The sequence below is a fragment of the Enterobacter sp. SENG-6 genome (assembly GCF_001605945.1).
Classification (GTDB): domain Bacteria; phylum Pseudomonadota; class Gammaproteobacteria; order Enterobacterales; family Enterobacteriaceae; genus Enterobacter; species Enterobacter cloacae.
On sequence record NZ_LOMM01000021.1, the window covers coordinates 27073 to 53028 of the forward strand.

Below are 25956 nucleotides of genomic sequence, written 5' to 3' on the forward strand. Positions count from 1 at the left end.
GACTAGTGTCCCGCCAGTGCCTGCGATGTCTCCTGCAACGTGGTAATCATCACATCCAGCGCATCGGACTGCTGAAACGCGTTAATGCAGCGCTGACGAAACTGTTGATTATCCTCACCTTCCATAGCCGCAATAAATGCCTGCGGCATAACGAGGGCATCTTTTATTAAATCGGCAATATCAAAAACCAGCCCACCGCGACGAGTTTTACCGTGCATAACAGCCAGACCGTGAGGGATCCCCGTTACCCAGGCCGCTACCGCAGCCAGGCCGTAGGCCAGATAGTTACCCTGATCGAGAAACCGATTTGCCATATCCGCACCGCCGCCCCGTTTGGCGCGGGTAAAACAGCCATAGCCCACCGTCTGGCTTACCAGTTTGTAGAGCGATTTTGTGAGCTGTGCTTCCTGGAGCATCAGCGACGTATGATCCTGCGCGTTTTCCATACCCTGCCTTGTACGCTCCAGAATAGTTTCCAGCGCGTCCAGATCGGGCTGAAATGACGTTTCTCGCTGCATCCGCAGCCCTGCCCACTGTTTTTCGATTTGCTGTAAACGAATAAACTGAAACTGCTTTGCCGCCTGCAGACGTTTCTCTTCATCAAACCAGAATGAGACCCAGTTTTGTAAATATGCCGTGGGACGATATTCGCTTTGCGGGCTGAGCCATGAGACGTCAATATCCACCTCGTTCGCGGAATAAAGCGGCGTGCCGTCCGTTCCACAAAAACCAACCATCACGCCTGCTCGCGCGAACTCCCGCATTGCCATTTGCGTAACGGATGTTCCCATACCCAGCATCACTGCCGTGGTATTGGCGATGGGAATATTCCAGTAAAACGATTCTTTGCCTTCCTGAGTGACATATTCAACGCGCCCACCATTCACCTGAATACGACATTTTTCCAGGTAATAAATATTGGCGCGCTTAGAATGAAGAATAGTTTTTAAGTCTGTTGGAGTGATGCTGTTGACGGGCATGGCAAGGGCTTTTATTTCAATACATTGAATACACGACATGTTATCGTAGATAAGATGAAAACAAATGTGATGGGTATCAAATGAATAGTAATTGCAGTGATAATTTAGCGAAGAATTAATTTTTTGCCTTGAAATATTATTTTTACGAATAATATATTCACCAGAATATAATTTGTTCGTGAATTATTTTTTATTTATTGTAAAAAATAGAGAGTGTGGGGTTGATAGTATTAACTTTAAAATAGCTGGGATGAATCTTTCAGAGGATTGGTTTCAATTGTACTGCCTGTGCGGCAGTGAACCGTGTAGCGCCTGTTTGTCGATGTTGTTCATTTTTCTAAGCTACTTGCACAGCAGTGAACTCCGCACAGAGCTAGCGCAGCTGTCTTTGCCCTTTCTAAGCTGCCTGTACGGCAGTGAACCGACGGTGCTGTGCCCGCCGACAAGTTTATCTTTTCTAAGCTGCCTGTACGGCAGTGAACGGCAAACGCTTCTATGAGCCGGTTGTGTTCTGTTTCTAAGCTGCCTGTACGGCAGTGAATTATAACCTTCACCACGTACTACTGGGGCTAAATTTCTAAGCTGCCTGTACGGCAGTGAACTCATCATGATTATTATCGTGCTGGCGCTGATCTTTCTAAGCTGCCTGTACGGCAGTGAACTGCATAATTCGTTACCTCAGTGTTACCGTTGATTTCTAAGCTGCCTGTACGGCAGTGAACTGAGAATAGGTTGCTCCACTGGTGAAGGTTCTTTTCTAAGCTGCCTGTACGGCAGTGAACTGGAAAGCATCAGTGAACCTGCTGCGCGGGCTTTTCTAAGCTGCCTGTACGGCAGTGAACGCCTTCTCAGCGGCTGCGCGGCGCTTGTCCTTTTTCTAAGCTGCCTGTACGGCAGTGAACGGGACCACCAACAATACATGTCCGGCATAGCATTTCTAAGCTGCCTGTACGGCAGTGAACAAGGCGGCCAGTTTTGACGACGAACTCCAGGATTTCTAAGCTGCCTGTACGGCAGTGAACTCGTACTCTTCGCGAGTGAACCCTTTCTGCTCTTTCTAAGCTGCCTGTACGGCAGTGAACGAATTTTCCAGGAACGCCTAAGCTGCGTTGCATTTCTAAGCTGCCTGTACGGCAGTGAACTTGCGTAATCGGCGCATCTTTGGCGCTCTCTGTTTTCTAAGCTGCCTGTACGGCAGTGAACATGTCTCTCAGAGCGCGTTAGAGGCCGCAATATTTCTAAGCTGCCTGTACGGCAGTGAACTGAGAGGAAACAACGCCATCTTATTGTTAGAAAAGAAAATAATCAACTTTTGCGCATAAAACCCTTTTTTCAGAAACGTAAATCCAAACCATATAAATCAATGAGTTACGTGCACATCAAAAAAAGGGTTAAACCATTGGCGTCAGAGGAGCTTCCCCGATGCCTCAGATCGCACTCAGGAAATAATGTGCATTATCTTTTCTGAAGGTTGAGGTGCAAAGACATCTGCCGCCATTGAATGCGTAATGTCATGGAGCAGCCCCGTCAGGTGCGGCAACATATCGCGGTCAACATGCGACACCAGCAACACATGGTTTAACGCCCGGCAGTAGTCGCATTTCGTTTCGGTATCCTCCAGCAACCACTCTTTTTGTCGCGGTTGCTCCGCGTCGTCCTCAAATTCCACTACCTGAAAATCACGCATTGATTCTGTGAGGCCGGTTTTCACTTCCTCCAGATATGCTCCGAGACAGCGGCATACGGGCTGCGTTTGTGGGAGTGACTTGCAGTCGAGGAGGATTTCGGTGAGCAGTGTGCAGCGTTTGGCGAGGGTTGGGAGATCGGGGCTGAGGGAGAGTTCACTGTATAAATGGGCGAAATTGTTTTCTGTATTCATTGGGTAATTCCTTCACACACTTTGAATTTACCACCGCAGGAAACGCCAATTCGCTGGCGGCGGACGAAAAGGAATTGGCGTACCAGTGTGTGTGCTACTGGCGCTTCAAAAGAAGCTTCCGATTCGCCCGCCAGATGCAAATTATACCCCTTTCCATAGGGCGAACGAAGCCTGCAGCATCACTGCTGCTCACACACTTTCAGGACGCCAATCCTGACACCTGATTTTGCAGGTGCGCCGCCATTTTATTACTGTGGATTTATCCAGCAGCTGACTTCGAAAGAATCTGGAAAGCGCCTCGCAAAATTCCTCTGCGGCATGATGCCCTCACCCCAGCCCTCTCCCACAGGGAGAGGGAGAAAACACTAAAAACGACAACCCTGTTGCCCTCACCCCGCCTCTCTCCCACTGGGAGAGGGAGAAAAGCAGGCATAAAAAAACCGGGCTATTGCCCGGTTTTTAGACCTACGTAAGAAATCAGTGAGCCGCTTCCGGCTTGTGCTTCGCCGCACTCTGGAAATCGTACGTCAGTTCGTTCTTCGCCTGATCCAGCGCCACTGTCACCTGGCCGCCGTCCACCAGCGAGCCAAACAGCAGTTCGTTCGCCAGCGGTTTCTTCAGGTTATCCTGAATCACACGCGCCATCGGACGGGCACCCATCGCACGGTCGTAGCCTTTCTCAGCCAGCCAGTTGCGGGCCTCCTGGCTCACTTCCAAAGACACGCCTTTCTGATCCAGCTGAACCTGCAGCTCGACAATGAACTTGTCCACCACCTGATGGATCACCTCGGTAGACAGGTGATCGAACCAGATAATATTGTCCAGACGGTTGCGGAACTCCGGCGTGAAGATCTTCTTGATCTCTTCCATCGCATCGGTGCTGTTATCCTGGTGGATCAGGCCGATGGATTTACGCTCGGTTTCACGTACCCCGGCGTTGGTGGTCATCACCAGCACCACGTTACGGAAGTCCGCCTTGCGCCCGTTGTTGTCGGTCAGCGTCCCGTTGTCCATCACCTGCAGCAGGATGTTGAACACGTCCGGGTGCGCTTTCTCGATTTCATCGAGCAGCAGTACCGCATGTGGATGCTTGATCACCGCGTCGGTGAGCAGACCGCCCTGGTCAAAGCCCACGTATCCCGGAGGCGCACCAATCAAGCGGCTGACGGTGTGACGCTCCATATACTCGGACATATCAAAGCGCAACAGTTCAATGCCCAGCGCTTTGGAGAGCTGCACCGTTACTTCGGTTTTCCCGACACCGGTTGGACCGGCGAACAGGAACGAACCGACAGGCTTATGCTCATGCCCAAGTCCGGCACGGGCCATCTTGATCGCTTCGGTTAAGGCCTCAATGGCTTTATCCTGACCAAAGACCAGCATCTTCAGACGATTGCCAAGGGTACGCAGCGTGTCGCGATCGCTCTGAGAAACGCTCTTCTCAGGAATGCGCGCGATACGAGCCACTACGGACTCAATATCCGCCACGTTGACGGTTTTCTTACGCTTGCTGGCTGGCATCAGACGCGCACGCGCCCCTGCCTCGTCAATCACGTCAATCGCCTTATCCGGCAGATGACGATCGTTGATGTATTTCACCGCCAGCTCCACCGCCGCACGCACCGCTTTCGCGGTGTAACGCACGTCATGGTGCGCTTCATACTTCGGTTTCAGGCCGTTGATGATCTGCACCGTTTCCTCGACGGACGGTTCAGTGACATCGATTTTCTGGAAGCGACGTGCCAGGGCACGATCCTTCTCAAAGATGTTGCTGAACTCCTGGTATGTGGTCGAGCCAATCACCCGGATCTTGCCGCTGGAGAGCAGCGGTTTGATCAGGTTAGCGGCGTCCACCTGCCCACCCGAAGCGGCACCCGCACCGATGATGGTATGTATTTCATCGATAAACAGAATGCTGTTGGTATCCTGCTCCAGCTGTTTTAGCAGCGCCTTGAAGCGTTTTTCAAAATCACCACGGTATTTGGTGCCCGCCAGCAAAGAGCCGATATCCAGCGAATAGATAGTGCAATCGGCAATCACTTCCGGTACGTCGCCCTGCACAATGCGCCAGGCGAGCCCCTCGGCAATCGCGGTTTTACCCACGCCCGATTCCCCCACCAGCAGCGGGTTATTTTTGCGGCGACGGCACAGCACCTGAATCGCGCGCTCCAGCTCTTTATCGCGACCAATCAGCGGGTCGATACCGCCAACGCGAGCAAGCTGATTAAGGTTGGTGGTGAAGTTTTCCATACGATCCTCCCCGCCTGCTTGCTCTTCATTGTTATTGACCTGATTGCTGGGATCCGATGCCTGGTTAGGCTCGTCTTTGCGCGTGCCGTGGGAAATAAAGTTAACCACATCGAGTCGGCTGACTTCGTGTTTGCGCAGCAGGTAGGCCGCCTGCGACTCCTGCTCGCTGAAGATGGCGACCAGGACGTTTGCGCCCGTCACTTCGCTACGTCCGGAAGACTGGACGTGGAATACCGCGCGCTGCAGCACACGCTGGAAGCTGAGCGTCGGCTGTGTGTCGCGCTCTTCTTCACTGGCTGGCAGCACCGGTGTCGTTTGTTCGATGAAGGCTTCGAGTTCCTGACGTAGCGCCACCAGATCCACGGAGCAGGCTTCCAGCGCTTCGCGGGCAGATGGGTTGCTAAGCAGTGCGAGCAGTAAATGCTCGACGGTCATAAACTCATGTCGGTGCTCACGCGCTCTGGCGAAAGCCATATTTAAACTGAGTTCCAGTTCTTGATTGAGCATAGGCACCTCCCCCAATTTTATGCCTTATCAGGCCTTTTCCAGCGTACACAGCAACGGATGCTCGTTCTCCCTCGCATAGTCGTTCACCATCGCCACTTTGGTTTCTGCCACCTCGGCGGTAAAGATGCCGCAGATAGCTTTGCCACGATAATGAACGGTAAGCATCAGTTGCGTTGCACGTTCTACATCATAAGAAAAGAACTTTTGTAGCACGTCAATAACAAATTCCATCGGCGTGTAATCATCGTTCATTAACATAACTTTATACATAGATGGCGGTTTTAGCGCGTCACGCACTTTGTCTTCCGCCAGCTGGTCAAAATCCAGCCAGTCGTTGGTCTTACCCATTTTGCATAACCACTTTGAATCTACCTCAGATGTTAGATAACAATCATCTATTACTGTCATCCGCGATGTCTGTCACAAACTGTTGCAATAGCGTTAACTGCTTCAAACTTTGGTTGATTATTGTCCCATCTCCAGCGCCAAACGCTTGACGATGTCTTTCGATTCTCTAAATTGTACAAGCGTGAGATGGCGAGGTTTTGAACAGCCCCCACTCCACCACCGGTTCATTCCATCTTAACTTATAAGATTTACGAAGGATGTCGAAGCATGGAAATGGGTACTGTTAAGTGGTTCAACAACGCCAAAGGGTTTGGCTTCATCTGCCCCGAAGGCGGCGGCGAGGATATATTCGCTCACTATTCCACCATTCAGATGGATGGTTACAGAACGCTCAAAGCCGGGCAGTCCGTCCGGTTCGATGTACATCAGGGACCCAAAGGCAATCACGCAAGCCTTATTGTACCGATTGAAGCAGAAACGGTTGCTTAGCTCTCTGTTTTATTGTGTACATCCCGCAGTCAAAATGCCAGCCCGATCGGCTGGCATTTTTATTTTCGGGTTATTCCCGAGCCAGCGCATCCACCGGATCCAGCCGCGCCGCGTTGCGGGCCGGCAGCCAGCCAAACAAGATGCCGGTAAAGGTCGAGCATAAAAATGCGGTAAGAATGGCCACCGGTGAAAACCCAATCTCCCAGCCGGGTAAGAAAATCTGCAGGGCAAAGGCGATCATCATCGACAGCGCAATCCCCATGGCGCCGCCCACCAGACACACCAGCACCGCTTCAATCAAAAATTGCTGCAGCACGTCGCTGGCTCTGGCCCCAACCGCCATGCGAATACCAATTTCCCGGGTACGTTCCGTCACCGAGACCAGCATGATATTCATTACCCCGATACCGCCAACGACCAGCGAAATCACCGCCACCAGCGTGAGGAACAGCTGAAGAGTACGTGTGGTCTTTTCCGCCGTTTTCAAGAGGCCGTCCATATTCCAGGTGAAGAAATCCTTCTTCCCGTGACGCAGGGTTAACAGCCGCTCAAGCTGCTGTTCGGCCAGCGCGCTGTCATAACCCTCCTTCACGCGCACGGTGATGGAGTTCAGCCACGACTGCCCCATAATCCGCCCGGAAATGGTGCTGTACGGTAGCCAGACCCGCAGGATCTTGCTGCTGCCAAACATGGACTGCTTCTCTTCCGCCACGCCAATCACGGTGGCTGGCATGTTCCCTACGAGGATCACTTCGCCCACGACGTTGGTTTTATTGGGGAAGAGCTGTCTGCGCGAGTTCGCGTCCAGTACCACCACCTGCGCCCTGCCCGCCAGCTGTTCGGCGTTGAAGGTCGCCCCTTCGCTGAAGGTCATGCCGTAGACGTTAAAATAATCTCCGCTGACGCCGTTCGCGCTGGCGGCAACGTCCACGTTACCCACGCGCAGGCGAAGGTTTTGCGACACGGCAGGCGTCGCCGAATTGACCCACGGCTGTTTCTGAATGGCCGCCAGGTCGTCGTATTTCAACGCCTGCTGATACTGCGGTTCGTCATCACCAAAGTCTTTCCCGGGATAGACGTCAATGGTGTTGGTCCCGATAGCGCGGATATCCGCCAGCACCAGCTGTTTGGCTGCATCGCCCACCACCACAATCGACACCACCGATGCAATACCGATGATGATCCCAAGCATGGTCAGCAGGGTGCGCATTTTATTGGCCGCCATCGCCAGCCAGGCCATGGTCAGCGCCTCGCGAAAACCGCTGGAAAACTGTCCCCAGCCGGTTGCAGCAGGCAAGGCTTCTTTTGGCGCGGCCGCTCTGGACGCACGCGGCGGCGGGTTGCTCACCAGCTCGCCGTCGTGGATCTCGATAATGCGCTCAGCCTGCGCCGCCACCTGCGGATCGTGAGTCACGATAATGACCGTGTGCCCCTGATCGCGAAGCTGATGGAGGATCGCCATCACCTCTTCACCGGAATGGCTGTCGAGCGCTCCGGTGGGTTCATCGGCCAGGATCACCTGCCCGCCGTTCATCAGCGCACGGGCAATACTCACACGCTGCTGCTGACCGCCAGAAAGCTGCGAAGGCTGATAATCTACCCGCTCCGCCAGGCCAAGACGCGTTAACAGCGTCTGCGCCCGCGCAAGGCGTTTCTTGCGCTCCACACCTGCATAGACCGCCGGGACCTCCACGTTCTGCGCCGCACTCAGGTGAGAGAGCAGATGGTAACGCTGAAAGATAAAGCCGAAGTGTTCCCGACGCAGCTTTGCCAGCGCGTCGCCGTCCAGAGTGGAAACGTCCGTTCCGGCCACGCGGTAGGTACCGCTGGTCGGTTTATCCAGACAGCCAAGAATGTTCATCAGCGTCGATTTACCGGAACCCGACGCGCCAACAATCGCCACCATCTCGCCCGCTTCCACGCGCAGGGAGATGCCCTTCAGCACCTCCACCGGACCATCGCCCGACGGATAGCTGCGACGAATATCAGTCAGCTCAAGCAACGCCGTCATTTCGCCGCTCCGGGCAGGGTTTCGCTGGTGACTACCTCGTCACCCTCTTCCAGCCCTTTCACCACCACCACGTCAGTATCGTTGCGTGCGCCAATCACCACTTCACGCTCGCGCGTTTCGCCGTTGCGTAGCACCTTCACCTTATAACGGTTATCCCCGGCGGATTCCCCCAGCGCAGAGAGCGGAACGGTCAGCACGTTTTTTACGCCGGTCAACTGAATATGGACCTGCGCGGTCATATCCAGACGCAGCACGCCCTGCGGGTTGGGGACTTCAAAACGGGCATAGTAGAAGATCGCATCGTTCACTTTTTCCGGCGTAGGCAGAATGTCCTTCAGCACGCCTTCATAGCGCGTCTGCGGATCGCCCAGTACGGTAAACCAGGCGTTCTGCCCCGGCTTAAGATGGATAACATCCGCCTCGGAAACCTGCGCTTTCACCAGCATAGTGCTCATGTCCGCCAGCGTCAGAATGTTCGGCGCCTGTTGGGCGGCAATCACCGTCTGACCCTGAAGCGTGGTGATCTGGGTCACTTCCCCGGCCATGGGCGCCACAATCTTCGTATAATCGAGGTTGGTTTTCGCCGTATCCAGCGAGGCCTGGTTGCGCTTGATTTGCGCGTCAATGGTGCCAATCTGCGCCTGTTTCACCGCCAGTTCGGTGGCGGCCGTGTCGAGATCCTGTTTCGAGATCGCCTGCGTTTTGGCCAGCGCCTGCTGACGCGTCAGGGTCACCTGGGCAAGATTACGTTCCGCCAGCGCCTGCGCACGCTGCGCGCGCAGCTCCATCAGCGTGGCTTCCACTTCCCGGATCTGGTTTTCAGCCTGTTCCGGGTCGATAACGCCGAGCAGCTGCCCCTTTTTCACCTTATCGCCAATCTCAACGGACAGCGTTTTTAACTGCCCGCTAACCTGTGCGCCCACGTCAACCTTGCGCAGCGCATCAAGTTTGCCGGTCGCCAGCACGTTTTGCTGCAATTCACCCGGACGGACGATCAGCGTTTGATACTGCGGAACCGGCGCGTTGAGCACTTGCCATAACCAGTATCCGGCCGCTATCACCACTATCGCCAGCAGCAGAAACCACTTTCTGCGTTTTCCCTTAAGGTTCATAAATATTCCAAATAATTATTCTGGCTTACATCAACGTCGATTCTATCTAAACCACTCCTCAACGAAACCCCTGAATTCAGGAAATGCCTGGATTTGTTGACACAACGTTGACAAAGGGCCTGCTGAAATAACGCCATTCCATAAGAAGCAGGATCTCACATGTCTTCCATCGTCGATACACCGTATTCCACTCTGTCGCAGCCTAAATCCGGCTGGCAGCTGTTTAAAAGTCTGGTCACTGGCGCCATTATGCCGGGCCTGGCATGGCAAAATCCCGCCTATCGACGTAAGTTTGCGCTTCGCACGCTGGCCACACCGCTCAGCACCGCACGTCTGCTCTCAAGCCTGGCAAAGCAGCCCCGTTTGATGCAAATGCTGCAGGTCCAGCCTGGCCTGCCCTGTCGCCTGCATCGCCCTTGGCTGACCGTGAATATGGATCGCCCGCATGCGCTGGAAGCCCTGAACTGGCACTACCAGACCATGAGTGACCACCTGCCGGCCGCGCTGCTCAAAGGCTATCTTTCTAAGCAGGGCGTGACGCTCCTGACCTTAACCGGTAAGGATGAACAGCAGTTTACCGTTCGGTTGTGCGCCGATGCGTTCCTGGATAAAGAGGGAGAAGCTACCCTCTTTTTCAGTGACCATCAGGATACCGTGCTGGCGGAAATAACGTTTACGCTGTGCCCGTTTGAAGGCAAAAGCACACTCTTTATCGGCGGTCTGCAGGGGGCGAAAGCCCACGTTCCGCATGAGCTGATCCAGAAGGCAACCAAGGCGTGCCATGGCCTTTTCCCGAAACGACTGCTGGTTGAAGCTGTCATGACGCTCGGCAGCGCCTTTCCGGTGGAGCAGATTGTGGCGGTGAGTAATGCCACCCACATCTATCGCAGCTGGCGATATCGCAAGAAAAAAGAGGGGAAACTGCTGGCGGATTACGACAGCTTCTGGATCTCCCTCGGCGGACACAAACAGGATAACGGTAACTTTGAACTGCCGCTTGCCATGCCGCGTAAGTCCATGGAAGAGATTGCCAGTAAAAAACGCGCGGAATATCGCCGCCGCTATGAGCTGCTGGATAGCCTGACGGAGCAGGTCACCCAGGCAACCCGTCGTTAATCGGCTTTCCCGCGTGCCAGCCACAGGACGCGGGAGAACATTTTACGCAGCAGCGTAGGCACCGATTCGATCCCTCTCCGCCCTGCTTCTGTTGCCACTTCAATGGCTAAATCCGGTTTTGAAGAGCGGTGGATCGCTTTGGCGATCACGCGCCGCATGTTCATCGGCACATCAACCGGCACCATCGCTATCCTGTGGAACACGTCGTCGAACCCCTGGCGATACATAAAGTGCTCCATGTCCATGGCGGGCAGCATGGTTAAATGATCCCGCTCTTCTTCTCGCTCATCGTTCAACAGGCTGCGCACGGTGGATGCGTATTTTTTACCCGCCTCATCGCCGTCGACCAGCACGTGCCATTCTATGCCCATCCGCCGGGCGAATTTGATCAGCGGCTTTAACCCTGACTGCGCAAACTCGATGACCTTAATCCCCTCCGCATCAAAATGGTGGCCGCACTGGCGCGCCAGCTCGTTGATGACCCAGGTCTCGGTTTCCCCCTCCACCAGAAGCCAGCAGCGGGCAAAAAGCGACGAGGCGCGATTAAAGCGGATATGAAACGCAATACGGCGACCATCCTCGGCATTCATCCCTCCCGGCCCCAGCCGGTAAGCAGAAACGCGCGATGATTCACGCACAAGGCGGCAAACATACTCGACCGGCGTCAGCGACAACAACTCGCCGGAATTGGTGGTAGTAATGCGCTGAAGCGGCAGCAGATTCAACAGGTGCCAGGCAACGGAGAGCATGATGGGGTGCAGACGTGTTTCCGGATCTTCCACCAGCAGCAGCGGACGCGCATCGCGATCCAGACGGACGGTTCCCTTGGCCTGCAGAAGGGTGGAAAATAGCCCCAGCAAAATCACCCGATGAGTGCGTCCGCCGGGCCGGTCGATCATCCGGTTAATAATATCGAGATAGCGCCAGCTTCGTTGCTCATCATGGGATCGACGGCGCATCAGACGATGGCGCGACTGCGAGGTTCCCTGCTCGGAAAAATAGTGCTCCAGCAGTTGCACCATGGCAGAGAGCCCCTGGCGGATTTGCCCATCGGTGAGATTTTGCGGACGCGAAACCAGCTCGCGTGCCAGGAAATCAAGCTCGCGGGCGGTGACTTCTACTTCCGGCATATGCGGCACGGTACCGTTACGGATACGCCGCATAAAACGCGCATCGCGCAAGCGTAGCACCGGCATCAAACGAATCAGATGCCGGGCCAGCTCGTCGATATTGTCCAGCGGGATGGGGTTGCCTTTCTGGTCGAGAAATTCACGCAGGGTCAGCACCCCTTCATTCTCTGACATCTCGCCTTCCAGACGATAAAAAATACGGTGGAAGCCATTGTCGCTCTGAACCCAGCACGGTGACATCGGGCGGAAGCGACGCACCCGGTGACGCCCCGGCTCGGATTCGCGGAACGTCAGAATGATATGGAGATGCTTCTCACGGCCGTTGACATCGCCGGGCGGAAACCAGAAATCATCATGAACGAAGTGATACAAATCGCCCTCGGGCGAAAGCAGCAGCGTCAGCGCGTCCAGCAGGCTGGACTTACCCCAGGCGTTCTCGCCGATGAGGACGTTATTCTGCTCCAGCTGGAGTGACAGACGGTTTATACCGCGAAACCCGACAATTTCCACACGTTCGAGAAGCATACATCCCCCGAGAAATGATCACTTTTTCCTTTAAGTTATCAGCAGTATAGCGGGAGGATGCCGCGCAGAACACTGTCAGGCCTCCTGATTATTTTGTCTCAGCACGAAAAATTCAGAATTTACGTGCAAGGTTTCATTTGAAATAGTCTCAATAGCACCACAAACTATCGCCCGCAAATTGGACTATGATCTATTCACCTCCAGTTTGAACAAGGATTGACATCACATTGCCTTAAATCAAATTATCCGAATTTATTTAAGTGGCGAAGGGGTGTTGTTGGTTTCTAAAATAATGGCTCTTTGAGTCGTCATCCCTTTATGGCGATATATCCCGCGCGCGGGAAAGCGTGCGGTAGTTAATTGAGGTGGTTATGTTCAGAAAATTAGCAGCAGAATGCTTTGGTACATTCTGGCTGGTGTTTGGTGGCTGCGGTAGTGCCGTTCTGGCAGCAGCATTTCCGGAACTCGGCATTGGTTTTGTCGGCGTCGCGCTGGCATTTGGTTTAACGGTATTAACCATGGCCTTCGCCGTGGGACATATTTCCGGTGGTCATTTTAACCCGGCCGTGACATTAGGCTTATGGGCTGGTGGTCGCTTCCCGGCCAAAGAGGTCATTGGCTATATTGTCGCTCAGGTTGTGGGCGGTATTATTGCTGCCGCGGTGCTGTACGTGATTGCCAGCGGTAAAGCCGGCTTTGACGCCGCAGCCAGCGGTTTTGCTTCCAACGGCTTCGGTGAGCACTCGCCTGGCGGCTACTCTATGCTCTCTGCCATTGTGATTGAAATTGTACTGACCGCCGGCTTCCTGCTGGTGATCCACGGCGCGACCGACAAATACGCCCCTGCGGGCTTCGCGCCTATCGCCATTGGTCTGGCACTGACGCTTATTCACCTGATCTCCATTCCGGTGACCAACACCTCGGTGAACCCGGCGCGCAGCACCGCCGTCGCCATCTTCCAGGGCGGTTGGGCACTTGAGCAGCTGTGGCTGTTCTGGGTAATGCCGATCGTCGGCGGTATTCTGGGCGGCGTGCTGTATCGCACCCTGCTGGAAAAACGCGATTAATCTTTCCCTCCCTCTCCCTGTGGGAGAGGGCCAGGGTGAAGGTAACAGGCCGGGTAAGGCGCAGCCGACACCCGGCTTTCTTTTGCCGCTTTACTGAACAGCCTTTATTGGGTAGTGTCTCTGGCGCTCAACAGCTACTCACAAGGACCGGTTGTTCATGTTCTCAGGACTCCTCATTATTTTGCTGCCCCTGATTGTGGGCTATCTTATCCCGCTGCATCAGGCATCGGCATTACGGCTTATCAACCGTTTTCTCAGCTGGATTGTTTACGTCATTCTGTTCTTTATGGGGATTAGCCTGGCCTTTCTGGATAACCTGGCGACCAATCTGCTTTCCATCCTGCATTATTCTGCGGTCACTGTTGTGGTTATTTTGCTCTGCAATATCGCCGCCTTATTCTGGCTTGAACGCACTATTCCGTGGAAAAACCATCACCATCAGGAAAAACTGCCTTCCCGAATTGCGATGGCGCTGGAATCATTAAAACTGTGCGGCGTCGTGGTGCTCGGTTTTGTCCTTGGGCTCACCGGATGGCCTTTTTTGCAGCACGCCACCGAAGCCAGCGAATATACCCTGATCTTCCTGCTGTTCCTTATTGGTATCCAGCTACGCAATAATGGCATGACCCTGAAACAGATTGTCCTGAATCGTCGGGGAATGATTGTTGCCGTTATTGTGGTCGCCAGTTCAATGGTAGCAGGCGTCATTAACGCCTTGATTCTCGACCTGCCGCTCAAAACCGGCCTGGCCATGGCCTCCGGATTTGGCTGGTATTCCCTCTCCGGTATTCTGCTAACCGAGTCGTTTGGCCCTGTTATTGGCAGCGCCGCCTTCTTTAACGACCTGGCGCGTGAGTTAATCGCCATCATGCTGATCCCGGGCCTGGTTCGCCGCAGCCGCTCTACCGCGCTGGGTCTGAGCGGGGCGACGTCGATGGACTTTACCCTGCCGGTATTACAACGCTCTGGCGGGCTGGAAATGGTGCCCGCCGCCATCGTACACGGCTTTATTCTGAGCCTGCTGGTGCCTGTTCTGATGGCCTTTTTCTCTGCCTGATACCTCTCTGGCGGTAGGGTTCCTGCCGCCAAAATTGCGCTAAATCAATCTCCCTCTACTTTGTCAAAAAAAGCCCTTTTCACCGCCCGGACACAGGCATAACCTTAAACATGTATATCAAATATAACTTTAACAGGTGTGATTATGTTTTGTGTGCAATGTGAACAAACTATCCGTACCCCGGCAGGCAATGGCTGTTCTTACGCGCAGGGTATGTGCGGTAAAACCGCAGAAACATCAGACCTGCAGGATCTGCTGATTGCTGCCCTGCAGGGGCTTTCCGCCTGGGCATTCAAAGCCCGCGAGTACGGTATTGTCGACCACTACGTAGACAGCTTTGCGCCGCGCGCCTTTTTCTCCACGCTGACTAACGTTAACTTTGATTCGCCGCGCATTGTCGGGTACGCCCGTGAAGCGATTGCCCTGCGCGAAGCGCTGAAAGCGCAGTGCCTGAATGCCGATGCCAGCGCCCGCGTGGACAACCCGATGTCAGAACTGCAGCTGGTGAGTGACGACCTGGGCGAATTACAGCGTCAGGCCGCAGAATTTACCCCGAACAAAGACAAAGCCGCGATTGGCGAGAACATTCTCGGCCTGCGCCTGCTGTGCCTGTACGGCCTGAAAGGTGCCGCAGCCTATATGGAGCACGCGCACGTGCTTGGCCAGTACGATAACGACATCTACGCGCAGTACCACAAAATCATGGCGTGGCTGGGCACCTGGCCTGCCGATATGAATGCGCTGCTTGAGTGCTCTATGGAAATCGGCCAGATGAACTTCAAAGTGATGAGCATTCTGGATGCCGGTGAAACCAGCACCTACGGTCATCCAACGCCAACGCAGGTCAATGTGAAAGCGACCGAAGGCAAATGTATTCTCATCTCCGGCCACGACCTGAAAGATCTCTACAACCTGCTGAAGCAGACCGAAGGCACCGGCGTTAACGTCTATACCCACGGCGAAATGCTGCCCGCACACGGCTACCCGGAACTGCGTAAATTCAAACATCTGATCGGGAACTACGGCAGCGGCTGGCAGAATCAGCAGGTTGAGTTCGCCCGCTTCCCGGGCCCAATTGTGATGACCTCTAACTGCATCATCGACCCGACCGTCGGCGCGTATGATGACCGCATCTGGACCCGCAGCATCGTCGGCTGGCCGGGCGTGAGCCACCTTGAAGGTGACGATTTCGGTCCGGTGATCGCCCAGGCGCAGCAGATGGCGGGCTTCCCGTACAGCGAAATTCCGCACCTGATCACTGTCGGTTTTGGTCGCGAAACGCTGCTCGGCGCCGCAGACTCGCTGATTGACCTCGTCAGCCGTGAAAAACTGCGCCACATCTTCCTGATTGGCGGCTGTGACGGCGCGCGCGGTGAGCGTAACTACTTCACCGATTTCGCCACCCGCGTGCCGGAAGATTGCCTGATCCTGACGCTGGCCTGCGGTAAATACCGTTTCAACAAGCTGGACTTCGGTAACATTGAAGGGCTGCCGCGTCTGGTGGATGCTGGTCAGTGTAACGATGCCTATTCAGCCATCATTCTGGCGGTCACGCTGGCGGAGAAACTGGGCTGCGGCGTGAACGATCTGCCGCTGTCGCTGGTGCTCTCCTGGTTCGAGCAGAAAGCGATTGTGATCCTGCTGACCCTGCTCTCTCTGGGCGTAACCAATATCGTCACCGGCCCAACCGCGCCAGGCTTCCTGACGCCGGACCTGCTGGCCGTGCTGAACGAGAAATTCGGTCTGCGTTCCGTGACCACCGTAGAAGAAGATATGCAGCAACTGCTGAGCGCGTAAGGAGTATTTCATGACCATGCCAACCTCTCAGTGCCCGTGGCGGATGCAGGTTCATCACATCCAGCAGGAGACGCCGGATGTGTGGACGCTGTCGCTGCTGTGCCATGACTACTACCCGTACCGTGCCGGTCAGTATGCGCTGGTCAGTGTCCGCAACGCGGCGGACACACTGCGCGCCTATACGATCTCCTCGACGCCGAGCGTGAGCGAATACATTACGCTCACTATCCGCCGCATCGATGACGGTGCAGGCTCGCAGTGGCTCACGCGTGACGTCAAGCGCGGGGATTACATCTGGCTGTCTGACGCGCAGGGGGAATTTACCTGTGACGACAAAAGCGAAGATAAATTCCTGCTGCTGGCCGCGGGCTGTGGCATCACGCCGATCATGTCAATGCGTCGCTGGCTGGCCAAAAACCGCCCGCAGGCCGACGTGCAGGTGATCTACAGCGTGCGCTCGCCGGACGATGTGATCTTTGCCGATGAGTGGCACAACTATCCGGTGACGCTGGTGGCAGAGCACAACGCGACGCACGGTTTTGTCGAGGGACGTCTGAGCCGCGAGCTGCTGCAACGCGTGCCCGATATAGCGAACCGTACGGTGATGACCTGCGGCCCGGCACCGTATATGGAGATTGTGGAACAGGAAGTGAAAGCCCTGGGCGTAACCCGCTTCTTCAAAGAGCAGTTCTTCACGCCGGTGGCGGAGGCGGCAACCAGCGGGATTCAGTTCACCAAACTGCAACCGGCACAAACCTTCTTTGGCCGCGTCGGCACCACGCTGCTGGAGGCGCTGGAAAGCAATAAGGTGCCGGTGGTAGCTGCCTGTCGCGCGGGCGTATGCGGTTGCTGTAAAACGAAGGTAGTCTCCGGGGAGTACAGCGTGACCAGCACCATGACGCTGACCGATGCAGAAATTGCTGAAGGTTATGTGCTGGCGTGCTCATGTCATCCGCAGGGGGACCTGGTCCTTGCATAAACGATAAACGTTAAATGTTCGATCGTAGGCCCGGTAAGCGTCAGCGCCACCGGGCTTTTTGTCGGGTGGCACTACGTTTACCCGACCTACAACAACCCTATCGCCACGCAGGACCTTTCCCTACCGCGTACCGCCCTGCCCCTAAAAACGCCACCGCCAGCGAGCCGATAAAGAAATACACCAGGCTCTCAATGGCCCACGCACCGACGGCATCGAGTGCAAAGGTTTTGCCCGTGCCCACCATCAGCCATGCCACAATCATGGTAAACGCCAGCACCAGCGCCGCCGGGCGCGTAAAGAGGCCGACAATAATCAGGATCGGTGCCACCACTTCGCCAATCAATACGCCGTAAGCAATAAACCCCGGCAGCCCTTTTTCCACCAGCAGGCCGCTGATGAAGCCCACACCACCAAATAACTTGTGTAATCCGTGAAACAACATCAGCCCACCGACGGCAAGTCGTAACAAGAGTTTGCCGAGATCGTCGCACGTTAGCTTTTTGTTTACAGCAATTAACAATGATTTAACCATCTGAAATGATTCCCGTTTTCACCCAATCTGTCGCCAGATTATGCCGAATCATTGCCGGTGAAAACCACCCTGAAATGAGGGGTATTGTGCAGGCAATACAGTGACTTTCTTCTAAGCTTGTAAGCGATATCACAAAAAGGAGACGGACAACCATGAAACAAACCGTGGCTGCATACATAGCGAAGACCCTTGAACAGGCAGGTGTAAAACGTATCTGGGGCGTAACCGGCGATTCACTGAACGGGCTGAGCGACAGCCTCAACAAGATGAAAACCATTGAATGGATGCCGACCCGTCATGAGGAGGTCGCCGCCTTTGCCGCCGGGGCCGAAGCACAGCTCACCGGGGAGCTGGCCGTCTGCGCCGGATCGTGTGGCCCAGGGAACCTGCACCTGATTAACGGGCTGTTCGACTGTCACCGCAATCACGTGCCGGTGCTGGCAATTGCCGCCCATATTCCCTCATCTGAAATCGGCAGTGGCTATTTTCAGGAGACGCATCCGCAGGAGCTGTTCCGTGAATGCAGCCACTATTGCGAGCTGGTGTCCTCGCCGGAGCAGATCCCGCAGGTTCTGGCGATAGCCATGCGCAAGGCGGTGCTGAACCGCGGTGTTTCTGTGGTCGTGATCCCGGGGGATGTGGCGCTCAAGGCTGCGCCCGAAGGGGCCAGCACCCACTGGTATCACGCCCCCCAGCCGGTCGTTACCCCAGCTGAAGAGGAGCTGAAAAAACTGGCGCAACTGCTGCGTTACGCCAGCAATATCGCCCTGATGTGCGGCAGCGGCTGTGCTGGCGCGCACAAGGAACTCCTTGAATTTGCAGGTAAGCTAAAAGCCCCAATTGTTCATGCCCTGCGCGGCAAAGAGCACGTTGAGTACGATAACCCTTACGACGTGGGCATGACCGGGCTGATCGGTTTTTCGTCCGGCTTCCATACCATGATGAATGCCGACACGCTGATCCTGCTCGGTACCCAGTTCCCCTATCGCGCGTTCTACCCGACGGATGCCAAAATCATTCAGATCGATATTAACCCGGCCAGCATCGGTGCACACAGCAAGGTCGATATGGCGCTGGTGGGCGACATTAAATCCACCCTTGCCGCCCTGCTGCCGCTGATGGAAGAGAAAACGGATCGTAAATTCCTCGACAAAGCCCTGAGCGATTACCGCGATGCGCGTAAGGGGCTGGACGAACTCGCCAAACCGAGCGACAAAGCGATCCACCCGCAGTATCTCGCGCAGCAGATCAGCCACTTCGCGGACGACGATGCCATCTTTACCTGCGACGTCGGCACGCCAACCGTCTGGGCGGCACGCTACCTGAAGATGAACGGCAAACGCCGCCTTCTCGGCTCGTTCAACCACGGCTCAATGGCCAACGCCATGCCGCAGGCACTGGGTGCCAAAGCCACCGCCCCGGAGCGTCAGGTGGTGGCGATGTGCGGTGACGGCGGATTCAGCATGCTGATGGGCGATTTCCTGTCGGTGGTGCAGATGAAGCTGCCGCTGAAAATCGTGGTCTTCAATAACAGCGTGCTGGGCTTTGTGGCGATGGAGATGAAGGCCGGGGGCTATCTGACGGACGGCACCGAGCTGCACGACACCAACTTTGCCCGCATTGCCGAAGCCTGCGGCATAACCGGTATCCGCGTGGAGAAAGCCTCCGAGGTGGATGAAGCCCTGCAACGGGCGTTTTCCATCGACGGTCCGGTGCTGGTGGATGTGGTGGTCGCCAAAGAGGAGCTGGCCATCCCGCCGCAGATCAAGCTGGAGCAGGCCAAAGGCTTTAGCCTCTACATGCTGCGGGCGATCATCAGCGGCCGCGGCGATGAAGTGATCGAACTGGCAAAAACTAACTGGCTCAGGTAAAACATTTCGCATGACCTCTTAAAATAAAGGGATGTGAAATGATTGATTTACGCAGTGATACCGTTACCCGTCCGAGTCGCGCCATGCTCGAAGAGATGATGGCCGCCCCGGTCGGGGACGACGTCTACGGTGACGATCCAACGGTCAACGAACTGCAGCGCTATGCCGCAGAACTCAGCGGTAAAGAGGCCGCCCTGTTCCTGCCCACCGGAACGCAGGCCAACCTGGTGGCGCTGCTCAGCCACTGCGAACGCGGTGAAGAGTACATCGTCGGCCAGGGAGCGCATAACTACCTGTACGAAGCGGGCGGCGCGGCGGTGCTCGGCAGCATTCAGCCGCAGCCGATCGACGCCGTACCGGACGGCACTCTCCCGCTCGACAAAGTCGCCGCAAAAATCAAAGCCGACGACATCCACTTCGCCCGCACCAAATTACTCAGCCTTGAAAACACCCACAACGGTAAAGTCCTGCCGCGCGAGTACCTCAAAGCGGCGTGGGAATTTACCCGCGAGCGCAGGCTCGGCCTGCACGTGGACGGCGCACGAATCTTTAACGCCGTGGTGGCCTACGGCTGCGAGCTGAACGAGATTACGCAGTATTGTGACTCGTTCACCATCTGCCTCTCAAAAGGGCTGGGCACCCCCGTGGGTTCTCTGCTGGTGGGCGATGCGGACTACATCAAACGCGCCAACCGCTGGCGCAAGATGACCGGCGGCGGCATGCGCCAGGCCGGTATTCTGGCCGCAGCGGGTCTGTATGCCCTTAAAAACAACGTGGCACGCCTGCAGGACGATCACGACAACGCCGCGTGGATGGCCGGGCAACTGCGTGAAATTGGCGCCGACGTGATGCGACACGACACCAACATGCTGTTTGTTAGGGTGGGTGATGAGCACGCCGCTGCGCTTGGGGAGTTCATGAAAGCGCGTGGCGTACTGATCAACGCGTCACCCGTTGTGCGTCTGGTGATGCATCTCGACGTCAGCCGCGAGCAGCTGTTGGACGTCGTGAAACACTGGCAGGCGTTTTTACAGCGTTAAGGAGCAGAACGTGCCGCAACGTATTCTGGTGCTCGGTGCCAGCGGGTATATCGGTCAGCATCTGACCACGGCGTTAAGCCAGCAGGGGCATCAGGTGCTGGCGGCGGCACGCAACACGGAACGCCTGCAAAAACTAAACCTGCCTGGCGTCACCTGCCACAACGTCGACCTTAACTGGCCTGAGTCGCTGCCCGCGCTGCTGGAAGGGGTCGACACGCTGTATTACCTGGTGCACAGCATGGGCGAAGGAGGCGATTTTATCGCCCACGAACGTCAGGTGGCCCTGAACGTCCGCGATGCCCTGCGGCAAACGCCGGTTAAGCAGGTGATTTTTTTAAGCTCGCTCCAGGCGCCCGAAAATGAGCAGTCCGACCACCTGCGCGCCCGTCAGCTTACCGCGGACACCTTGCGCAGCGCTGATATCCCCGTCACCGAACTGCGGGCGGGGATCATCGTCGGCGCGGGCTCTGCCGCCTTCGAAGTGATGCGCGATATGGTCTACAACCTGCCGGTGCTCACCCCACCGCGCTGGGTGCGGTCTCGCACCACGCCGATTGCCCTGGAAAACCTGCTGCATTACCTGGTGGCGCTGCTGGACCATCCCGCCGAACAGCACCGCGTGCTTGAGGCCGCCGGGCCGGAGGTGTTGAGCTATCAGGAACAGTTCGAGCATTTTATGCGCGTCAGCGGCCGCCGACGCTGGCTCATCCCCGTTCCCTTCCCGACCCGCTGGATCTCCGTGTGGTTTTTAAACGTTATTACCTCGGTGCCGCCGACGACAGCGAAAGCGCTGATCCAGGGGCTGAAGCACGATCTGCTGGCGGACGATGGCGAACTGCGCGCATTAATTCCGCAAACGCTGATCCGTTTTGACGACGCGGTACGCCATACCCTGAAAGAAGAAGAGAAGCTGGTGAACTCCAGCGACTGGGGCTACGACGCGCAGGCGTTTGCCCGCTGGCGGCCGGAGTACGGTTATTACCCGAAACAGGCGGGCTGCACGGTGAAAACCTCGGCCAGCCTGGCATCGCTGTGGGAGGTGGTGAACCAGATCGGCGGCAAAGAGCGTTATTTCTTCGGCAATATTCTCTGGCAGACACGCGGAGCGATGGATCTGCTGGTGGGCCACCGGCTGGCGAAAGGCCGCCCTGCGCAGCCGTACCTCAAAGTGGGTGATACGGTCGACAGCTGGAAAGTCATCATCGTCGAACCGGAAAAACAGCTGGCGCTGCTGTTCGGCATGAAAGCGCCAGGGCTGGGACGGCTCTGCTTCACGCTGAAAGACAAAGGCGATTGCCGTGAACTGGACGTCCGCGCCTGGTGGCACCCACATGGGATGCCCGGTCTGTTCTACTGGTTACTGATGATCCCCGCACATCTGTTTATCTTCCGCGGGATGGCAAAACGGATTGCGCAACTGGCAGAACAAAAAACGGAAAAGAACTAAATAAAACTCGCTTTCTTTCACCTTTCCCATTGCAACCCGCCGTAATTCACGAAAGAATGCGCACGAAATTCTTTTCAACACAGTGGATTGTTATGAAGGTACTGGTTACCGGGGCGACCAGCGGCTTAGGCCGAAATGCGGTCGAATTTCTGCGCAACAAAGGCATTAGCGTCAGGGCTACCGGTCGCAACGAGGCGATGGGTAAGCTGCTGCAAAAAATGGGCGCAGAGTTTGTCCATGCCGACCTGACGGAGCTGGTCTCCTCTCAGGCGAAAGTGATGCTCGCCGGAATCGACACCCTGTGCACTGCTCCAGTTTTACCTCTCCGTGGGGAACCCAGGAAGCCTTTGATCTCGCCAACGTGCGCGCCACGCGCCGTCTGGGCGAGTGGGCCGTTGCCTGGGGCGTGCGTAACTTTATTCATATCTCCTCTCCGTCGCTCTACTTCGACTACCACCACCACCGGGATATCCAGGAAACGTTCCGTCCGGCCCGTTTTGCCTGTGAGTTTGCCCGCAGCAAGGCGGCCAGCGAAGAGGTGATCGACCTGCTGGCGCAGTCGAACCCGCATACGCGCTTTACGATCCTGCGTCCGCAAAGTCTTTTCGGACCGCACGATAAAGTGTTTATTCCGCGCCTGGCGCAGATGATGCACCACTACGGCAGCGTGCTGCTGCCGCGCGGCGGTGATGCGCTGGTGGACATGACTTACTACGAAAATGCCGTGTACGCCATGTGGCTGGCGAGCCAGCCGGACAGCGATAAACTGGCGTCGGGCCGCGCGTATAACATCACCAACGGCGAACCCTGCCGCCTTCGCACCATTGTGCAGCGCCTGATCGACGAGCTGCACATCGACTGCCGCATTCGCTCGGTGCCTTATCCCATGCTGGATATGATTGCCCGCAGCATGGAGCGTTTTGGCAGCAAAACCGCCAAAGAGCCTGCGCTGACGCATTACGGCGTGTCGAAGCTGAATTTTGATTTCACGCTGGATATTTCGCGCGCGGAGAATGAGCTGGGGTATAAGCCGATTGTGACCCTGGATGAAGGGATTGTGCGCACCGCGGCGTGGCTGCGGGACCATGGGAAGTTGCACAGGTAAGCGCCCTGCCCCATGTAGGCCGGGTAAGCGCAGCGCCACCCGGCTAAAAACAGAACTCTGCGGCCTGATGCCCTCACCCCGGCCCTCTTCCACAGGGAGAGGGCGTAAAGACTAAAACGGCAACCCGAAGGTTGCCGTTTTGCTTTTACAGAGCCGTCCAGGCCTCAGACCATGCCAGACCTGCGCCTGGTTCATAGTACATTGGTGCGTTGTTACACCAGCCGCTGTACGGGAACGGTTTGCACTGGAACAGTTTACCGTGGTGGTTCACGATATCGCCTGCGCTGTACTTGCTGTTCGCGCTCCACGCCGGGTAAGAGCCGGAAGTGCCTTCGTCCTGAGACGGGGTGGCTGCTTTGGCTTTTACGTTCAGCAGGTATGTGGTGGTGCTGCTCAGCTCGCCGTCGCTGACGGTCAGGCTGATTTCATACTGCTGCGCCGTCGCGGCTTCAGGCGCGTTGAAGGTCACTACCGCTTTATCGTCGCCGGTAACGGTCTGGCCGTCCTGGGAACGCCAGGTGTAGGTCAGCTTGTTGCCATCTTCGTCGGTAGAGCCTTCTGCGCTCAGGGAGACCTGCGCACCGGCTTCAACCGCACCGATCGGACCGGCAATCTGCGCTACTGGCGCATGGTTTACCACCGCCGGGATGTCGTCTGGCACAGGTGCCGGGGTTTCATCCGGTGTTGGTGTCGGCGCTGGCGTCTCATCTTCAGACGGAGCTGGAGCAGGAGCCGGTGTTTCATCCGGCACGACCGCGGAACCGTCGTCGTTAACGATGTTCACGTTAAAGAACTTCTGTACACACTTTGTGTAGTCGCCGTCTTTGAACGCGCTAAATGGCGTCTGGTAACCCACCAGCTGGCAAGCGTAGGTCTTGCCATCTGGGGTATCCGCGCTCCATCCCCAGTCCTGTTCCCAGTAGATCTTCAGGGCACCTGCGCCACCTTCATCGAACTGCTTCATGTTGGCACAGCCAAGCACTTCGTCAGCCGGTACAGGGACTTTCAGGTAGTTAGCGAACTCTTTGTAGTATTTGATACGGTTCTGAGACTGGGCAATTTCAGTCGGGCCACCGCACTCTACGCCGCCGTTGATGATCTGGGTGGTCACGCCAAAGCCAGGGACAAGACCGTTGGCTTTATCGTGGTCGTTCGGCTGCCAGGTGCCGTCGATAACCTGAAGCATGCTTGGTTTTGGCGGCTGTGGATAGGCGAAGAAGAAGATGGCGCTCGCCAGGTTCAGCCAGGTATCGGCCACCAGCTCAGGTTTGTCGAGCAGCGTGCGGACATCGCCGTACATTGCTTCAGAGAATGGACCGTAGTTGTAGTTGTAGGACAACTGCTTAGCGCCGCGGCCAAAGTAGCTCAGGAAGTCGCCATCTTTGTCTTTACCGCACGGCCAGGTCTGACCCTGCCAGACGTCCGGGTTACACTCCCCGTTATAGCCGCCCTTCTGGCCTTCGCTCCAGCCCATCTCGCGCACATAGACCAGTGCCTGACGCCATTCCGGCTCCGGACGCCAGCTTTCGTGGCCGCCGGTTTCCTGTGCGAAGTGAGCAAACATGGTTGCCAGCTCTTTACGGCAGATAGCTTCGCTGTCGCGGCCATCGTTGTAGGTATCACACAGCGCCGGGAATTTACCCACGGCTTTCAGGAAGTTACTGTAGCTGTAATCCTTCGCGCGCAGCGGGAACAGGTATTCCCAGTCGCTCTCTTTAAGGATCCCTTCAACGCGTTTCACGTTTACCGGGTTGGCTGCACGGCCTGGCTCAATCTGCTCGACCTGAGCGTTGTCCAGCGTACGGATGGTATCCTTCACGGATTTCATCAGTGGGAAATCGGTGAGCTCTTTTTCCTTTTTAGCCAGATCGCTGGCTTTCATGGTGTAAGGCACACTGCTTTCCGCCTTCAGCATGGTGGCCTGAGCAATCACCGGCGCTACGCAGGCACCGGCAATAAGCACGCTCAGTAATGTCCTTTTATTCATCTCGGTTATTCCTGTTAATTTCGATAAAGTTAAATAAATCTAAATTCATTTATTAATCCGTTAATAAATAAACTTCAGACAGCTGCTTTTCATTTTCTGAAGAATACGGGTGGGTACTCTTCAAAAAACAAAAAAACTCACCAGTTGGTTCTGTCGCGGGCGGCTAATTTTAACTGCTGATACTTTTTCCAGACCTTATGGGCATAGACCATGCGCTTAGGGTAATTTTCTTTTTTAAGCCCGGCGTTATACGCACCTACCGCTTCCCAGTTGTATCCATAAACCTTAATCATGCCTGACAAAATAGAGGCGCCGACCATAATAGAGGTGCAGGGCTCTGTCATCAGACGGTTTTCATTAATGCCTTTGCGTTCAAGTTCAGGAAAGTGCGAGCTGTTGATTTGCATTAATCCGACATCGCGCGTTCCGTCATGATTGATGCCAATGGCGTACGGGTTCATTCCCGATTCCACATTCGCGATGGCATAAAGTAAAAACGGATCAATATGATAATAATGCGCCGCTTTATTCCAGCAATTTGCAAATGCGCTATGACTTAATATCAATAACAAAAACAGAAACCTTTTCATTCTTCACCTGCGTGGCCGTTTTTTATTCTCCTCAAACACGTCCTGTTAAATTATTGGAAGGTACTGGCCACACCCGAAGCGGGGTGTGACCAGTGATTGTGGGCCGATATCACACCCACAATTTCAAGCTCAGAAGA

The 25956-nt window shown here is 55.6% G+C and carries 19 protein-coding genes, 1 pseudogene and 1 CRISPR repeat array; of the genes and pseudogenes, 10 read left to right on the top strand and 10 right to left on the bottom strand.

Annotation, left to right across the window (positions count from 1 at the left end; translation table 11 throughout):
* Positions 1-2: 2 nt before the first annotated feature.
* The 4 genes from cas1f to clpS all read right to left on the bottom strand — a co-directional run bounded on the left by cas1f (position 3) and on the right by clpS (position 5964).
* Positions 3-980 carry a type I-F CRISPR-associated endonuclease Cas1f gene (cas1f, locus tag AX755_RS11425; RefSeq protein ID WP_062856778.1) on the bottom strand — a complete coding sequence of 326 codons (978 nt, stop codon included), beginning with the start codon at positions 978-980 and terminating at the stop codon, positions 3-5.
* Between the two features lie 334 nt (positions 981-1314).
* A CRISPR array of direct repeats spans positions 1315-2243; the repeat unit is 28 nt; unit sequence TTTCTAAGCTGCCTGTACGGCAGTGAAC.
* A 175-nt stretch (positions 2244-2418) separates the two neighbouring features.
* The gene (locus tag AX755_RS11430) at positions 2419-2859 is read right to left on the bottom strand and encodes a hypothetical protein (protein ID WP_062856779.1); all 441 of its coding nucleotides are present in this window, start codon (positions 2857-2859) and stop codon (positions 2419-2421) included.
* A gap of 477 nt (positions 2860-3336) precedes the next feature.
* Positions 3337-5616: an ATP-dependent Clp protease ATP-binding subunit ClpA gene (gene clpA, locus AX755_RS11435; RefSeq protein WP_023622164.1), complete on the bottom strand. Its 2280-nt coding sequence runs from the start codon at positions 5614-5616 to the stop codon at positions 3337-3339.
* A 27-nt stretch (positions 5617-5643) separates the two neighbouring features.
* Positions 5644-5964, bottom strand: coding sequence for an ATP-dependent Clp protease adapter ClpS (clpS, locus tag AX755_RS11440; protein ID WP_006174393.1), 321 nt, complete (start codon positions 5962-5964; stop codon positions 5644-5646).
* Positions 5965-6231: 267 nt separating this feature from the next.
* Between clpS and cspD the strand changes: the two genes are divergently transcribed.
* Positions 6232-6453, top strand: a complete 222-nt coding sequence (gene cspD / locus AX755_RS11445) for a cold shock-like protein CspD (protein ID WP_008499993.1) — start codon at positions 6232-6234, stop codon at positions 6451-6453.
* 70 nt (positions 6454-6523) lie between these two features.
* Here the strand turns inward: cspD and macB are convergent, their stop codons facing one another.
* Both macB and macA read right to left on the bottom strand, forming a co-directional pair.
* Positions 6524-8464: a macrolide ABC transporter ATP-binding protein/permease MacB gene (gene macB / locus AX755_RS11450; protein ID WP_062856780.1), complete on the bottom strand. Its 1941-nt coding sequence runs from the start codon at positions 8462-8464 to the stop codon at positions 6524-6526.
* A complete protein-coding gene (gene macA, locus AX755_RS11455; protein ID WP_023622163.1) occupies positions 8461-9576 on the bottom strand; it encodes a macrolide transporter subunit MacA in 1116 nt (371 codons plus the stop codon). The genes macB and macA overlap by 4 nt, the downstream gene beginning before the upstream one ends.
* 159 nt (positions 9577-9735) lie before the next feature.
* Between macA and AX755_RS11460 the strand changes: the two genes are divergently transcribed.
* Positions 9736-10692 carry a VirK/YbjX family protein gene (locus AX755_RS11460; protein ID WP_062856781.1) on the top strand — a complete coding sequence of 319 codons (957 nt, stop codon included), beginning with the start codon at positions 9736-9738 and terminating at the stop codon, positions 10690-10692.
* Here the strand turns inward: AX755_RS11460 and AX755_RS11465 are convergent.
* Entirely contained in the window at positions 10689-12347 is a 1659-nt protein-coding gene (locus AX755_RS11465) for an ATP-dependent endonuclease (protein WP_062856782.1), read from the bottom strand. The genes AX755_RS11460 and AX755_RS11465 overlap by 4 nt on opposite strands.
* Before the next feature lie 371 nt (positions 12348-12718).
* On the opposite strand from AX755_RS11465, the gene aqpZ reads away from it, so the two are divergent.
* From aqpZ to hcr, 4 genes are all read left to right on the top strand, one after another.
* A complete protein-coding gene (gene aqpZ / locus AX755_RS11470) occupies positions 12719-13414 on the top strand; it encodes an aquaporin Z (RefSeq protein WP_013097330.1) in 696 nt (231 codons plus the stop codon).
* Between the two features lie 157 nt (positions 13415-13571).
* Complete coding sequence (locus AX755_RS11475) at positions 13572-14471, top strand: lysine exporter LysO family protein (protein WP_013097331.1); 900 nt, start codon at positions 13572-13574, stop codon at positions 14469-14471.
* 144 nt (positions 14472-14615) lie between these two features.
* On the top strand, positions 14616-16268 hold the full coding sequence (hcp, locus tag AX755_RS11480) for a hydroxylamine reductase (protein WP_023622157.1): 1653 nt from the start codon (positions 14616-14618) through the stop codon (positions 16266-16268).
* A gap of 10 nt (positions 16269-16278) precedes the next feature.
* Positions 16279-17247 carry an NADH oxidoreductase gene (gene hcr / locus AX755_RS11485; RefSeq protein WP_062856783.1) on the top strand — a complete coding sequence of 323 codons (969 nt, stop codon included), beginning with the start codon at positions 16279-16281 and terminating at the stop codon, positions 17245-17247.
* Between the two features lie 97 nt (positions 17248-17344).
* Here hcr and AX755_RS11490 read toward each other — a convergent pair whose 3' ends face one another.
* A complete protein-coding gene (locus AX755_RS11490; RefSeq protein WP_040022874.1) occupies positions 17345-17779 on the bottom strand; it encodes a DoxX family protein in 435 nt (144 codons plus the stop codon).
* A 152-nt stretch (positions 17780-17931) separates the two neighbouring features.
* Here AX755_RS11490 and poxB point away from each other — a divergent pair, with 152 nt between their 5' ends.
* The 4 genes and pseudogenes from poxB (at position 17932) to AX755_RS11510 (ending at position 23242) form a co-directional block, all read left to right on the top strand.
* On the top strand, positions 17932-19650 hold the full coding sequence (poxB, locus tag AX755_RS11495; protein WP_062856784.1) for a ubiquinone-dependent pyruvate dehydrogenase: 1719 nt from the start codon (positions 17932-17934) through the stop codon (positions 19648-19650).
* Between the two features lie 38 nt (positions 19651-19688).
* Entirely contained in the window at positions 19689-20690 is a 1002-nt protein-coding gene (gene ltaE, locus AX755_RS11500) for a low-specificity L-threonine aldolase (protein WP_062856785.1), read from the top strand.
* 10 nt (positions 20691-20700) lie between these two features.
* On the top strand, positions 20701-22137 hold the full coding sequence (locus tag AX755_RS11505; protein WP_029883005.1) for an SDR family oxidoreductase: 1437 nt from the start codon (positions 20701-20703) through the stop codon (positions 22135-22137).
* A gap of 92 nt (positions 22138-22229) precedes the next feature.
* A pseudogene (locus AX755_RS11510) lies at positions 22230-23242 on the top strand (NAD-dependent epimerase/dehydratase family protein).
* A 145-nt stretch (positions 23243-23387) separates the two neighbouring features.
* On the opposite strand, the gene AX755_RS11515 reads toward AX755_RS11510, so the two are convergent.
* Positions 23388-25229 (bottom strand): glycoside hydrolase family 19 protein, encoded by a 1842-nt coding sequence (locus AX755_RS11515; RefSeq protein WP_062856786.1) that lies wholly within the window; start codon positions 25227-25229, stop codon positions 23388-23390.
* Positions 25230-25366: 137 nt separating this feature from the next.
* Positions 25367-25819 carry a type III secretion system invasion protein IagB gene (gene iagB, locus AX755_RS11520; protein WP_029883008.1) on the bottom strand — a complete coding sequence of 151 codons (453 nt, stop codon included), beginning with the start codon at positions 25817-25819 and terminating at the stop codon, positions 25367-25369.
* Between the last annotated feature and the right edge of the window lie 137 nt (positions 25820-25956).